General features: G+C 70.7%; 12 protein-coding genes, 1 tRNA gene and 2 pseudogenes. 9 read left to right on the top strand and 6 right to left on the bottom strand.

Annotation, left to right across the window (positions count from 1 at the left end):
• Window positions 1-897, top strand: a pseudogene (locus EIO58_RS05490) (hypothetical protein); the annotation flags it as partial.
• 51 nt (window positions 898-948) lie between these two features.
• A complete protein-coding gene (locus tag EIO58_RS05485; RefSeq protein WP_127818658.1) occupies window positions 949-1215 on the top strand; it encodes a DUF3039 domain-containing protein in 267 nt (88 codons plus the stop codon).
• Between the two features lie 37 nt (window positions 1216-1252).
• On the opposite strand, the gene EIO58_RS05480 is transcribed toward EIO58_RS05485, so the two are convergent.
• Entirely contained in the window at window positions 1253-2602 is a 1350-nt protein-coding gene (locus EIO58_RS05480; protein WP_127818657.1) for a nicotinate phosphoribosyltransferase, read from the bottom strand.
• Between the two features lie 41 nt (window positions 2603-2643).
• On the opposite strand from EIO58_RS05480, the gene murI reads away from it, so the two are divergent.
• From murI to rdgB, 3 genes are read left to right on the top strand one after another with little or no spacing between them, the layout of a single operon-like run.
• Complete coding sequence (gene murI, locus EIO58_RS05475; RefSeq protein WP_127818656.1) at window positions 2644-3495, top strand: glutamate racemase; 852 nt, start codon at window positions 2644-2646, stop codon at window positions 3493-3495.
• Window positions 3496-3525: 30 nt separating this feature from the next.
• Window positions 3526-4266, top strand: coding sequence for a ribonuclease PH (rph, locus tag EIO58_RS05470; RefSeq protein ID WP_127818655.1), 741 nt, complete (start codon window positions 3526-3528; stop codon window positions 4264-4266).
• Window positions 4267-4269: 3 nt separating this feature from the next.
• Window positions 4270-4884 carry an RdgB/HAM1 family non-canonical purine NTP pyrophosphatase gene (gene rdgB, locus EIO58_RS05465; RefSeq protein WP_127818654.1) on the top strand — a complete coding sequence of 205 codons (615 nt, stop codon included), beginning with the start codon at window positions 4270-4272 and terminating at the stop codon, window positions 4882-4884.
• A 16-nt stretch (window positions 4885-4900) separates the two neighbouring features.
• On the opposite strand, the gene EIO58_RS05460 is transcribed toward rdgB, so the two are convergent.
• Entirely contained in the window at window positions 4901-6412 is a 1512-nt protein-coding gene (locus EIO58_RS05460) for a CocE/NonD family hydrolase (protein WP_205789148.1), read from the bottom strand.
• Between the two features lie 222 nt (window positions 6413-6634).
• Here EIO58_RS05460 and EIO58_RS05455 point away from each other — a divergent pair, with 222 nt between their 5' ends.
• Entirely contained in the window at window positions 6635-7546 is a 912-nt protein-coding gene (locus EIO58_RS05455) for a cation diffusion facilitator family transporter (RefSeq protein ID WP_127818653.1), read from the top strand.
• Between the two features lie 18 nt (window positions 7547-7564).
• On the opposite strand, the gene EIO58_RS05450 is transcribed toward EIO58_RS05455, so the two are convergent.
• Window positions 7565-10168, bottom strand: coding sequence for an ATP-dependent DNA ligase (locus EIO58_RS05450; protein ID WP_127818652.1), 2604 nt, complete (start codon window positions 10166-10168; stop codon window positions 7565-7567).
• A gap of 46 nt (window positions 10169-10214) precedes the next feature.
• On the opposite strand from EIO58_RS05450, the gene ku reads away from it, so the two are divergent.
• Window positions 10215-11117, top strand: coding sequence for a non-homologous end joining protein Ku (ku, locus tag EIO58_RS05445; RefSeq protein ID WP_127818651.1), 903 nt, complete (start codon window positions 10215-10217; stop codon window positions 11115-11117).
• A gap of 28 nt (window positions 11118-11145) precedes the next feature.
• Here the strand turns inward: ku and EIO58_RS05440 are convergent, their stop codons facing one another.
• From EIO58_RS05440 to EIO58_RS05430, 3 genes are all read right to left on the bottom strand, one after another.
• Complete coding sequence (locus tag EIO58_RS05440; protein ID WP_127818650.1) at window positions 11146-11931, bottom strand: DedA family protein; 786 nt, start codon at window positions 11929-11931, stop codon at window positions 11146-11148.
• Between the two features lie 55 nt (window positions 11932-11986).
• A tRNA-Leu gene (locus EIO58_RS05435) sits at window positions 11987-12068 on the bottom strand.
• A gap of 63 nt (window positions 12069-12131) precedes the next feature.
• Entirely contained in the window at window positions 12132-12344 is a 213-nt protein-coding gene (locus EIO58_RS05430) for a PLDc N-terminal domain-containing protein (RefSeq protein WP_240658587.1), read from the bottom strand.
• A 103-nt stretch (window positions 12345-12447) separates the two neighbouring features.
• On the opposite strand from EIO58_RS05430, the gene EIO58_RS05425 reads away from it, so the two are divergent.
• The gene (locus EIO58_RS05425; RefSeq protein WP_127818648.1) at window positions 12448-13596 is read left to right on the top strand and encodes a CpaF family protein; all 1149 of its coding nucleotides are present in this window, start codon (window positions 12448-12450) and stop codon (window positions 13594-13596) included.
• Window positions 13593-13828, top strand: a pseudogene (locus tag EIO58_RS05420) (type II secretion system F family protein); the annotation flags it as partial. The gene EIO58_RS05425 and the pseudogene EIO58_RS05420, both read left to right, overlap by 4 nt.

Raw genomic sequence — 13828 nt, 5'->3', positions numbered from 1 at the left:
CGGGTCGCGGCCGGAGGCGACGCGGGTCTCCCCGGAGTCGTGGCGGTCGCGACCGTTGCCGTGCTCGCGCTGCTGTGGGCGTGGGCGGTGAAGCGGCTGCTCACCACGACCGAGCACCCCGTCGCCGTCCGTGAGCGCGGTGGGCTCGGGTGGTTCGCCGTGGCACCGGGAACGCCCGGCGGTGCGATCGCCGCGCGCAGCCTCATGTACTGGTTCGGCGACCGTCGCTACGTCGTGAACGCGCTGATCATCCCGATCGCGGCGATCGTCACGGTGATCCCCCTGCTCATCGCCGGTGTGCCCCCGGAGCTGGCGGCGCTCGTGCCGGTGCCGTTCGTGGCGCTGTTCCTCGGCTGGCTGCCGCACAACGATGTCGCCTACGACTCGACGGCGATCTGGATGCATATCGCCAGCGGCGTGCGAGGCGTCTCCGACCGAGTGGGCAGGCTCGTGCCGGTGATACTGATCGGCGTGCCTCTGCTGGCAGTGGCGGCGCCGGTCGCCATCACCCTCCACGGTCGCTGGGCGATGCTGCCCGCGCTTGTCGGCGTGTGCGCGGTGCTGTTCCTCACCGGTCTCGGCCTGTCGAGCATCTCGTCGGCCGTCGCCCCGTACGCGGTGTCGCGTCCCGGCGAGAGTCCGTTCCAGCAGCCACAGCGCACGACCTCGCGCGGCGCCGTGTCGCAGGGCGCCGTGATGCTCGGCGTCCTCGCCGCATCGTCGCCCGTCTTGTGGTCGGCGTGGCAGGCGCTGCAGGGCGACGAGGATGCGGCCTCGGTGGCCCTCTGGGGTGGTCTGGCGATCGGCGGCGGGCTGCTGATCGTCGGCGTCGTCGTCGGGGCGATGCTGTTCGAGCGGCGCGGCGGCCGGCTGATGGAGTTCGCGGAGTCGACGTGACGCCCGCTGCAGCCGCCCGGTGGGCGGACTGCGCGACTACACTGGCTCTCCATGAGCACCCCTCTCGACAGCCCGGATCAGGGTGGCCTTGCGACCCTCGACCGTGAGCTCGAAGAGCTCATCCGCGAAGAGAACATCGAGCCGGGCGATCACGAGCGCTTCTCGCACTATGTGAAGAAGGACAAGATCCTCGAATCGGCGATCACCGGCAAGCCGGTGCGCGCGCTGTGCGGCAAGAAGTGGACGCCGGGTCGCGACCCCGAGAAGTTCCCCGTCTGCCCGACCTGCAAAGAGATCTACGAGTCGCTCGGCGGCTGACCTTCCGGTGCGCCCAACCGCGGATGACGCGGCCGGCTCACTGCGCGTCGGTGTAGACGGTGGGGATCGCCGGATCGGAGCGGCTGAGCGCGAGACCTCGCACCGGCAGCTCTTCGCGCACCAGCGCGTGATGGGCGCGGGCGGCCTCGACGCCGGCGGTGCCCTCGAAAGCCGCCTCCACCTCTCCGTCCACGACGAGGGGCACCTGCAGGGCGCGCGCTCCCGGATGCGAGGAGACGGTGGCGAGCTCCTCGAAACCGTCCGACACCACGACGACCTCGCTCGTGGCGGTTCCTCCGTCGAGCGTGCGGAACGCGGCCTTGCGGCCGCCCTTGGATCCCTTGTCGGTCGAGGCCTTGGCGACGGCGACCCAGCCGCCTGCCGCGTCTTGGCGCGCCACGAGCTTGTAGACCATGCCCGCGGTCGGGGTTCCCGAGCCGGTGACGACCGACGTGCCCACGCCGTACGAGTCGACGGGGGATGCCGCGAGCGCCGCGATCGCGTGCTCGTCCAGGTCGCTCGTCACGGTGATGCGTGTGGCCGTCGCGCCGAGTCCGTCGAGCTGGGCACGGACCTCCGCGGCCACAATCGGGAGGTCGCCCGAGTCGATGCGGACGCCGCCGAGCCCGGTTCCCGCGATGCGGACCGCGGTCTCGACCCCGCGCCGGATGTCGTACGTGTCGACGAGGAGCGTCGTGCCGGCGCCGAGCGCGTCGACCTGGGCGCGGAACGCCGCCTCTTCGGAGTCGTGCAACAGTGTCCAGGAGTGGGCTGCGGTGCCCATCGTGGGGATGCCCCACTTCCTCCCGGCCTCGAGGTTCGACGTCGCCCCGAATCCCGCGATGTACGCCGCGCGCGCGGCCGCGACGGCCGACGACTCGGCGGCACGGCGTGAGCCCATCTCGGCGAGCGGTCGATCCCCGGCGGCGATGCTCATGCGCGCGGCGGCTGTCGCGACGGCAGAGTCGTGGTTGAGCACGCTCAGCGCCACCGTCTCGAGGATCACCGCCTCGGCGAACGTGCCCTCGACGGTGAGGATGGGGGAACCGGGGAAGTAGAGCTCGCCCTCGCGGTAGCCGGTGATCGAGCCGGTGAAGCGGTAGCCCTCGAGGAAGTCGAGGGTCGCGGCATCCACCACCTTCTCGTCGCGGAGGAAGCGGAGCTCGTCGGCGCCGAAGCGGAAGTGGCGGATCAGCTCGAGGAGCCGCCCGGTGCCCGCGACGACGCCGAAGCGGCGCCCGCCCGCGAGGCGGCGTCCGAACAGCTCGAAGACGCACCTGCGTTCGGCGGTGCCGTCGCGCAGGGCGGCGTCCACCATGGTCAGCTCGTAGCGGTCGGTGAGCAGGGCGGTCGACAAGCCGCCGGCGTGAGCATGCCCGAGGGTCATGCGGGTCAGCCTAGTGAGCGGCTGGCGTAGGCTGGGGCATCGTGACGCAGGGGCAGGTTCAATTCGGCGCCGATGCGCCGATCGGGATCTTCGACTCGGGCGTCGGCGGGCTCACGGTCGCCCGCGCGATCTCGGCTCAGCTGCCGCGCGAGTCGATCCTCTACATCGGCGACACGGCGCGCTCGCCGTACGGCCCGAAGCCGATCGCAGACGTCCGGCGCTATGCGCTCGAGGTCCTCGACACGCTCGTCGACGAGGGCGTGAAGATGCTGGTGATCGCGTGCAACACCGCGTCGGCGGCGATGCTGCGTGACGCCCGCGAGCGCTACAGCGTGCCCGTGGTCGAGGTGATCGGCCCCGCCGTCCGCACTGCGATGTCGACGACCCGCAACGGCCGTGTCGGCGTCATCGGCACCGCAGGGACCATCGGCTCGGGCGCCTACCAGGACATGCTCGGCGTCAACGAGCGCCTCACCGTGTTCGCGCAGGCCTGCCCGCGATTCGTCGAGTTCGTCGAGGACGGCGTCACCGACTCGCCCGAGGTGCTCGCGGTCGCCGAGGAGTACCTTGCACCGCTGCGCCACGCCGGTGTCGACACCCTCGTGCTCGGCTGCACCCACTATCCGTTCCTCGAGGGTGCCATCAGCTACGTCATGGGCCCCGACGTCAGTCTGGTCTCGAGCGACACCGAGACCGCGAAGGACGTCTACCGTCAACTGGTCTCCCGCAACCTTCTCGCGGGCCCGGATGCCGAGCCTCGCCACGTCTACGAGGCCACCGGCGCGTCCGCCGACGAGTTCCTGAAGCTCGCCCACCGGCTCATGGGCCGCGAGGTGAGCTCGGTGCGGCTCGTGCAGACCGGAGCCATCGACCTTCCGTCCCGCCTCGGCTGAGGCATCCGTCCCCCTCCGGAGGAGAACCGTATGACCGACATCGTCCGCGCCGACGGTCGCAGCGTCGACCAGCTGCGACCCATCACGATCGAGAGAGGGTGGTCGAGCCAGGCCGAGGGTTCCGCGCTCATCTCGTTCGGCGGCACCAAGGTGCTGTGCACGGCGTCGTTCACGAACGGCGTGCCGCGCTGGCTCGTCGGCAAGGGCAAGGGCTGGGTCACGGCGGAGTACGCGATGCTGCCGCGCGCCACCAACGAGCGCAACGACCGCGAGAGCGTCAAGGGCCGCATCGGAGGCCGCACGCACGAGATCTCGCGGCTCATCGGACGGGCGCTGCGCGCGGTCGTCGACACCAAGGCCCTCGGCGAGAACACCGTCGTCATCGACTGCGATGTGCTGCAGGCCGACGGCGGCACGCGCACGGCCGCGATCACGGGCGCCTACGTCGCACTCGCCGACGCGATCGAGTGGGGCCGGGCCAAGAAGTTCATCGGGCAGAAGGCCCAGGTGCTGTTCGACTCCGTCTCGGCGGTGTCGGTCGGCATCGTCGACGGCGAGCCCATGCTCGACCTCGCCTATGTCGAGGACGTCCGCGCCGAGACCGACATGAACATCGTCGTCACGGGCCGCGGTCTGTTCGTCGAGGTGCAGGGCACCGCCGAGGGTGCGCCGTTCGACAAGCGCGAGCTCGACGCGCTGCTCGAGCTCGGCGTGAACGGGTGCGCCGAGCTGCGCGACCACCAGGGCACCGCGCTCGCACCGGTGGAGTGACGGATGCCGCGCCGCATCGTCCTCGCCACCCACAACCCCCACAAGGTCGAGGAGTTCCAGGCGATCGTCGCGGCGACGCGCCCCGACCTCGAGGTGATCGGGTACGACGGACCCGAGCCCCTGGAGGACGGCGTCACATTCGCCGAGAACGCCCTGATCAAGGCGCGGGCGGCGGCGGCGCATACCGGCCTTCCGGCTCTGGCCGACGACTCCGGAATCTGCGTGGATGTGCTCGGAGGTGCGCCGGGCGTCTTCTCGGCGTACTGGGCGGGCCACGCGAAGGATGCCACGGCGAACCTGAACCTGTTGCTCGACCAGCTGTCCGACATCCGCGATCCGCATCGGACCGCGCAGTTCGTCTCGACGATCGCGCTCGTCGTGCCGCCTTCGAGGGGCTCGGACGCCGAGGAGCATGCCGTGCAGGGGGTCTGGCCCGGCCGCCTTGCGACGGCGGGGTCCGGGGAAGGGGGATTCGGCTACGATCCCGTGTTCATCCCCGACGGTCAGGAGCAGGGCGCCGAACGGACCGTCGGCGAGTGGACGGCCGAGGAGAAGAACGCGGCCTCCCACCGCTCGCGCGCATTCGCGGCGCTCGCACCGCTCCTCGCGAAGCTCTGAGCGCGGCGGGCCTACCTCAGCGCACTGCGCCGCGGGGGGCTGCCGGGAGGTCCAGCACCTGTCGATACTCCTGCCCCGAGTGCAGCGTGCACACCACCCGTCGGCTCGGATGATAAAGCGCGGGGAAGGCGCCCCACAGCGGGTTGCGGGGCGACAGCTGACGCCCGGAGACATGCAGGCGCAGTTCGTCGCCCGAGCGGAAGAGCGTCGCCGACGGCGCGAACTCGATCTCGACGAGGCGGGCTTCCGCCTCGACGTCGACGCGGCGGAACCCGGTCGTGACGAAGTCGCGCCCGAACCCGTACGACCCCTCGAACGGCACGAAGCGCCCCTGCGTCCATTTCGACAGGCCCGCGAACAGCGACACCGCCCCGGCCGATGCGGCGCTCACCCACAGCCGCAGGGTCGCGTCCCCCGTGATCTCGGTGTCTTCGTCGAACGTCCACGAGTAGCGTGCCGCGGCGCGGCGGGCGGGGAACGCGACGCCGGTGTCGATGACAGGCGGGGTCCGGGTGAGCGAGCCGTCGCCGTGCAGGTGCAGCTGCAGGCGCGCGAACGACGGAGGCCACTGCTCCTCGTCGCGCACCTCGTGCATGCGGTCGCCGCGCTCGCGCACCTCGAGACGCACCCGTGGAAGACTGTGCCGCTCGCCCCTCAGATGCGTGCTGAGGAATGCGAGCTGCGCGGCCTTCGCCTCATCGCTGTAGAACGCCGCCCACTTGCCGCCTCGATGCGTGAACAGGTGCCGGTCGGGCGTGGTCGCTTCGGCGAACGCGCGAAAGCTGCCGCGCGTGTGCAGGTTGGCATCCGAGAAGCTGCCGCAGACGAGCATGGGCGTCTCGATCCTCCCGAGGTCGGGCGCGAGCGAACGCCACCACGCGTCGTCGTCGGGCCGCGCGGCCGCTTCACGCCCGAGATCGGGTGACATGCGAGTCGAGCGCCGCACCAGCGTCGTCCACAGCCGGGAGAAGCCGATCTCGCGCACCCCACCGGGGTAGAAGAAGTCGCGATACGCGTCGGTGAACCCCTCCCACGGCACGATCGCGCCCAGATGGGGCGGTCGCAGCGCGGCCACCTTGTACTGCGAGATGGCGAGGTACGACACCCCGAGCATGCCGACCGCTCCGGTGCACCAGTCCTGCCGCGCGATCCACTCGATCGCGTCGTAGACGTCCTCGGCCTCCGCGTCGCTGAGCAGCGACCCGACGCCGTCGGAGCGCCCCGCGCCGCGGACGTCGAGATTGACGACGGCGAACCCCTGCGGCACCCACCACGCCGGGTCGGGAGCCTCCCACCCCGTCTCGTCAGAGATGCGGATCGTGGCGGTCTGGCGCAGGATCCGGAACTGCGGGTTGATACGGTAGCCGCCACGCGTGCGCCGCGGAAGCGCGTCCTTGCCGTACGGATGAGCGCAGAGGATCGCCGGGACCGGGCCGCCGTCCGCCGGCAGGTACACGTTCGCGCGGAGGATCGTTCCGTCGCGCATCGGGATCTCGACGTCACGATGCACCCGGACGTCGGCGCTCATCGGACTCACGGCGATCGGGGGTCGCAGCATCCGTCGAACACGCTCGACCGCGTACCGAGCCGCGCCGTGGCGTCGCCAGGGGCGATCGGTCGCGCCGATGCCAGGGGGTCGTGCCGTCACGGCGCGACGGTATCACCCCTGGGCGACGCGAGTGAGAATCAGAGTCATTCCCGACTGCGCGAAAGGCCCCTCGGCGGGGAGGCGCAGGCTTAGCCTGGGCCCATGCACGATCATGCGCCGTCCGGGATCCGAGCGGCAGGCAACCGCCGCCTGCTCGCGATCTCTCTCGCCATCACCGCGGTGGTGATGGTCGTGCAGGTCATGGGCTCGGTGCTGTCGGGATCGCTCGCGCTCCTCGCGGACGCCGTCCACATGTTCACGGATGCCGCCGCCCTCGTGATCGCGCTGATCGCGAGCATCGTCGCCGCACGGCCCGCCAACGATCGGCGCACCTTCGGGTACCAGCGGGCCGAGGTCTTCGGCGCATTGGTGAACGGCGTGATTCTGCTCGCGCTGTCGGCCTGGGTCGCGGTCGAGGCGGTGACGCGCCTGATGCAGCCGGGCGAGGTCGAGGTGGCGGGCGGGGTCATGCTCATCGTCGCGATCGTGGGTCTGGCCGCCAATGCCGTCGCGATGTGGCTACTCAGCTCGGCCCAGCGCGACAGCATCAACGTCCGCGGCGCGTACCTGGAGGTGCTGGGCGACCTGATCGGCTCGGCCGCGGTCATCGTCGCCGCCATCGTGATCGTGACGACCGGGTGGGCGCAGGCGGACGCGATCGCGTCGCTGTTCATCGCGGCGATGATCATCCCGCGGGCGATCGGGCTGCTCCGGGAGGTGGTGTCGGTGCTCGCCGAATCCGCTCCGAAGGGCACGCACGTGCAGGAGATCCGCGACCACATCCTCGCCACGACCGGCGTCGTCGACGTGCATGACGTGCACGTGTGGCAGCTGACCCGCGGCGCCCCGGTGTTCTCGGCGCATGTCGTCGTCGCCGCCGACACCCTGAGCGACGGACGCGCGGCCGGCATCCTCAGTCAGCTGCAGACGTGCCTGTCGCAGCACTTCGATGTCGAGCACTCCACGTTCCAGCTCGAGCCGGCGGGGCACGTCGAGCACGACGCGCACGCATGATCTCGGTACGCGCTGGGATCAGTCCTCGCGGCGGACGCCCTCGGGGCTCTTGTCGGGGCGGAGACCCCGCCACCGCGGATGGCGGAGGATGCCGCCGGGCGTGAACTCGCCGTACTCCACCTCGCCGACGAGCTCCGGCTCGACCCACAGGGCGTCGCGGGCGTCGAGGGGCGGCACGCCGACGAGCGGGTTCTCGTCGGTGCGCAGCGGCAGCAGCCTCTTCATCAGCGACGCGAGGGTGGAGTCGCTGAACCCGGTGCCCACCCGCCCGGCGTACTGCAGCCCCTCTGACCCGGGAATGCCCAGTAGCAGCGATCCGAACGTGCTGCTGCGTGCGCCCTTGCCGGGTCGGATGCCGGCGATCACGACCTCCTGCGTGCGCGTGATCTTGACCTTGAGCCAGGCCTCCGACCTCTCGCCGCGGCGATACGGCGACGACGGGTCCTTCACCACGATCCCCTCCAGCCGCAGCCGGGTGCTGGTGTCGAGCGCGGCCTCCACATCGTCGAAGACCGGGGGCACGCCGATGGCGTCGACGGATGCCTCGGCGATGGCCTCCAGGACGTCGCGGCGCTCGCGCAGGGGCAGGTCGGTGAGATCGTCGCGGTCGTGCGAGAGCACGTCGAACAGGTAGTAGCGCACCGGCGTGCGCCGCGCCTCGCGGGCGATGTCGCCCGCCCGCTCGAGGTTCATCCGGCTCTGCAGCAGCGGGAAGCTGGGGCGCCCGTCCGGCTCGAGCGCGACGAGCTCGCCGTCGACGACGGCGGGCTCGTGCCCGAGACCCGCGTCGACCGCGGTCAGCTCGGGGTAGCGATGGGTGACCTCGTTGCCGCTGCGAGCGAACAGCCGAAGCCGCTCGCCGTCCCACGCGCCGACGGCGCGGATGCCGTCCCACTTCATCTCGACCCAGGCCGGCTCGCCCCATCGCGCGGCCGCGTCCGTCGCCGCCGGGGGAGTCGCCGCCGTCGCGAGCATGGGCCGCAGCGCGTCGAGTTCGGGCACCGTGCGAGCGGGAGCGGCATCCGTCGTCCCGCCGTCTCCGAGATCAGGAGATCTGCCGGAGACAGGAAGATTGGCGCCGGAACTACCTGTTTTCGCCAGATCACCTGTTTTCAGGGGGGACGGAGAGTGCTTCGCAGCGCCGGAGTGGCGGGGGGTGGCCTCGCGGGGCTCGTCGGCCTGCGGGCTGGGCTGGACGGGGATGCCGTCCGGCTGAGGCCGGCCCTCGGCATCCGTCTTCATGCGGTGCAGCAGCCAGCTCGACTTCTCACCCGCGCCCTCGGTGCGGATGAGCGCCAGCCGCACGCGCCCGAGCGGGCCGCCGGGACGGCCCTCGAGCGTCGCGATGACCTCGTCATCGCGCCACTTCTCGAGGTCGTACCGCCCGTCGTCCCAGATCGTCACGGTGCCACCGCCGTATTCGCCGGCCGGGATGGTGCCCTCGAAGGTCGCGTACTCCATCGGGTGGTCCTCGGTCTGCACGGCGAGGTTGTTGCGCTTGTACGAGTGCGGCACGCCGCGCGGCACCGCCCAGCTCACCAGCACGCCGTCGCGCTCGAGCCGGAAGTCCCAGTGCAGCCTCGTCGCGTGATGCTCCTGGATGACGAACCGCGGCTTCTCGTCGTTCGGGGTGGCGCCGAGCGGATTCGCCGGCACCGGCTCGGGTGTGCGGTCGGCACTGCGTTTCGCGATGTATGCCGACAGCGGCCCGGCCTCGGCCTCGCGGCCGCCGGCGTGGAAGCCCAGCGGTGCCATCGGGTCGCCGGCCGTCTCGATCCGCTCGAGCACCTCGGTGAACTCGAGGTGGCGCAGGTCCGGGTCGTCGAGCTCGTCCCACGTGCGGGGCGCGGCGACGGTCGGATGCAGGCGTCCGCGCATCGAGTACGGGGCGATCGTTGTCTTCGAGCCGTTGTTCTGGCTCCAGTCGATGAGCACCTTGCCGCGGCGCTCGGTCTTCTTCATGCTGCTCACGACGAGGTCGGCGTGATCCGCCTCGATCGCACGCGCCAGCTCGTTCGCGAGGGCCGACGCCTGCTCGGTCGACTGCCCGGGAGGAAGAGCGGTGTAGAGGTGGATGCCCTTGCTGCCGCTCGTGACCGGATAAGGCTCCAGTCCCATGCCCTCCAGGATCGCGCGTGCCCAGCCGGCGACGACCGCGCATTCGGCGAGCCCGACCCCGGGACCCGGGTCGAGGTCGAGCACGAGCCGGTCGGCCGGGCCGCGTCCGCCGTCCGAGGCGAAGCGCCACTGCGGGACGTGGAGCTCCAGGCTCGCCACCTGCGCGAGGTAGACGAGCGTCGGCACGTCGCCGACGAGCGGATAGTCCTTGGTGCCCGTCGAGTGCGGGATCGGCATCCGTCTCACCCATGACGGCGCTCCGCGCTCGAGATCCTTCGCGAAGAACACCATGCCGGGATCGTCCTCGGTACCGACGCCGTCGGGCCAGCGTTTGCGGGTGACCGGGCGCCCGATCACATGCGGGATGAGCACCTCGGCGACGCGCGTGTAGTAGTCGATCACCTCGCCCTTGGTCGTGCCCGTCTCGGGGTAGAGCACCTTGCCGAGGTTGGTGATGCGCAGGCGCCGGCCGCCGATCCGCACCAGCTGCTCGTCGCGCGCCATGCGCCCAGGGTAGCCGTGGGGCATGTGACAGGTGTGTACTGGTGTGGTGAGGGCGATTTGGAAGGGTGCACTGACGTTCGGGCTCGTGAACGTTCCGGTCAAGGTATACGCCGCGACCGAGGACCACGACGTGTCACTGCACCAGGTGCACAACAAGGACGGCGGACGCATCCGCTATCAGCGCAAGTGCGAGGTCTGCGGCGAGGTGGTCGCGTATCAAGACATCGACAAGGCGTACGACGACGGCGAGCGCACGGTCGTGCTCACCAAGGACGACCTCGACTCGCTGCCCGCCGAGCGCAGCCGTGAGATCGACGTGGTCGAATTCGTGCCGAGCGATCAGATCGATCTGCTGACCCTCGACCGCGCGTACTACCTCGAGCCGGACTCCGCGTCGCCCAAGGCGTACGTGCTGCTGCGCAAGACGCTGGAGCAGACCGACCGCACCGCGATCGTGCGGTTCTCGCTGCGTCAGAAGACGCGCCTTGCGGCCCTGCGCGTGCGCGGCGACGTGCTCGTGCTGCAGACGCTGCTGTGGGCCGACGAGGTGCGCGAGGCGGCGTTCCCGGCGCTGGATGAGAGCGTGCGCATCTCGGCGAAGGAGCTCGAGCTGTCGGCGTCCCTCGTGGAGAGCTTCGCGAGCGACTTCGACCCCGAGCAGTTCACCGACGAGTACCAGGAAGAGCTGCGCACCCTGATCGAGGCGAAGCTCGAGAAGGGCGACGCGGTCGACACCTCCGAGACGTTCGGCGAGCGCGAGGAGGAGGAGGCAGGCGGCGAGGTCATCGACCTGATGGCCGCCCTGCGGGCGAGCGTCGAGAAGTCGCGCGCGGCGCGCGAGGGCGGTGGCAAGGGCACCGCCAAGAAGAAGGATGCCGCAGCCGACGACAAGGCGGAGGGCAAGGCATCCGCGAAGAAGCCCGCGGCCAAGAAGAAGAAGGCCTCCTGACGCAGCGCCTCCGACCGGCAGGCGGCGGTCAGGCCTTGGGCGCCCCGCCCTCGTGCTGCTCGGGTCCGCGGTCGAACACCTCGGGGTCGAGCACCAGCGCCTCGGCCTCGCTGTGGTCGGTGACGACGTCCTGACCGGCCGCGGCGGCCTTCTTCGCCTTGCTGCGCTCGCGGAAGTAGTGCCACAGCGTCACGATCGCGGTGCCGCCGACGGCGGCGAGCAGGATCAGGTCGATGTAGTTCTCGACGAACTCCGCGACCGGCGGGATGAAACCGATGGCGTAGCCGAACATCGTCAGGCCGAAGCCCCAGATGACCGCGCCGATGAAGTTGTAGAGCGTGTACTTCCACTTGTTCATGTGGCCGACGCCCGCGGCGACGGGCGCGAACGTGCGGACGATGGGCACGAAGCGCGCGAGGATGATCGTGAGCCCGCCGAAGCGCTCGAAGAACGCATTCGTGCGCTCCACGTTCTTGACGCTGAACAGGCCCGATTCTTTGCGTTCGAAGACCGCAGGCCCGCCCTTGTGGCCGATGTAGTAGCCGACTTCACCGCCGACGAATGCCGCGAGCCCGATGAGCAGAGCCACCCACCACACGCTGATGCCGAACACGCCATTGGGCGCGTAGTCCTGCGGGTGCGACAGCAGGCCCGCGATGATCAGCAGGGTGTCGCCTGGGAGCAGGAATCCCACGAGCAGGCCCGTCTCGGCGAAGACGATGAAGCACACCGCGACGAGCGCCCACGGGCCGGCCCACTCGATGATGGCGGCCGGATCCAGCCAGGGGATCAGGGCGGAAGGAACTGCGTGCACGGTGTGATTCCCGTCGGTCGGTACATCGGCGGTCAGCGGATGCGGAGAACTCGCGTGCGGAAGGTGGGACTTGAACCCACACGCCCGAAGGCACAGGAACCTAAATCCTGCGTGTCTGCCAGTTTCACCACTCCCGCGGGTCCGTTCAGTCTACTGACGCGCCTGCGCGGCGGCTGTAGGGCCAGCCCCCGGCTCGAGCGTCAGCGACGGATGCCGAACAGGAAGTAGCTCGCGGGTCCGATCCAGTTGACAAGGATGACCGGGATCCACAACGGCTTGGATCCGCGGAGGTCCCGGGCGTCGCGGTGCGCGAGATCCCAGAACGCCAGGAACGCGAACGCCACCTGCACGAGTCCCGCCAGGCCGAGCCCGGTCCTGGCCGCGGGGGAGAGCTCTGTCTTCGCCTTGGTCATCGTCGTCCCTTCCGTCGCTTGCTCCATCCTGCCGCGTGCGCCGGAATCACGCATCTGTGGATAACTTCCGGATGCCGCGGCGCCGTGTTGCGAGGATGCTTCGGTGTCACCTTCCGCCGCGCCTGTCGCCACGATCGTCGCCGAGCGCGTGCGTGAGCGGCTGCGGGCGGAGCGGTCGGACCCGTCGCGGGATCCCGAGTTCGCCGCGCAGATCGCGCGATCCGAGGTGCGGCGGCACAACGACTTCGCGCTCGCGCGCGGCCTCGCGCCCGTCGACGACGAGACCGCATGCGTTCGTGAGGTGCTCGCGTCCGTCGTGGGCTACGGACCGCTGCAGGCGTACCTCGACGATCCGACGGTCGAGGAGCTGTGGATCAACGCGCCCGACCGCATCTTCGTGGCCCGCGGAGGGGCGCCAGAGCAGACGCCGCTCGTCCTCACCGACACGGCCGTGCGCGACCTCGTCGAGAGGATGCTGCAGTCGACCGGACGACGAGTCGACCTCTCACAGCCTTTCGTCGACGCGTCGCTCGCGGACGGCTCGCGTCTTCATGTCGTGATCCCCGACATCACGCGCCGGCATTGGGCGGTCAACATCCGCAAGTTCCTGCCCGCCTATCGCGACCTCGGCCGCCTGGTGGCCGCCGGCTCGCTCGCGCCGGAGGCGGCCCGGCTGCTGCGTGACGCGATGGCCTCCGGCAGCTCGATCCTCGTCTCGGGCGCGACGCACGCCGGCAAGACGACGCTCCTCGGGGCGCTCATCGGCGCCTGCCCGCCCGACCACCGCATCGTGACCGTCGAGGAGACGTTCGAGCTGGCTGTGGCTGCCCCCGACCTCGTCGCGTTGCAGGGTCGCCAGCCCAGCCTGGAGGGCACGGGCGAGGTCACGCTGCGGCGGCTGGTGAAGGAGGCGCTGCGCATGCGCCCCGATCGCCTCGTCGTCGGCGAGGTCCGCGACGCCGAGGCCCTCGACCTGCTTCTCGCGCTCAACACCGGCGTCCCCGGCGCCGCCACCATCCACGCCAACTCGGCGCGCGAGGCGCTCGCCAAGCTCGCCGCCCTCCCGCTCCTGGCCGGGCGCAACATCGATGCGGCCTTCGTGCTCCCCGCGGTCGCGGCATCCGTGTCGCTCGTCGCTCACTGCGAGCGCGCAGCCTCGGGCGCTCGCCGCGTCGTCGAGATCGTCGCACCCACGGGCATGGTCGACGGTGTCATCGAGGCGCGCACGCTCTACCGGGCGGACGCCGCGTGATCGTCGTGTGGGGCGCGGTTCTCGCCGCGGGCCTGCTGCTGACGCTGTCGCCGTGGCTCTGGCCGGCGGGCGTGCGCCGCCTCCCCGCGCGCAGCAGCGGACGATTCCATCGGCTCCTGGCCGAGGCCGGCTTCGCGCGCTCGTCGATCACGTCGGTGACCGTGCTGGCGATCGGCTGCGGTGTGCTCGCTGCCGCCGTGGCGTGGCTCGTCGCGCCGGTCGGCGCCCTGTG

Source organism: Microbacterium sp. CPCC 204701 (assembly GCF_004010105.1).
Lineage (GTDB): Bacteria > Actinomycetota > Actinomycetes > Actinomycetales > Microbacteriaceae > Microbacterium.
The sequence above is the reverse complement of the archived record's forward strand: the minus strand, read 5'-3'. Positions and strand labels throughout refer to the sequence as shown.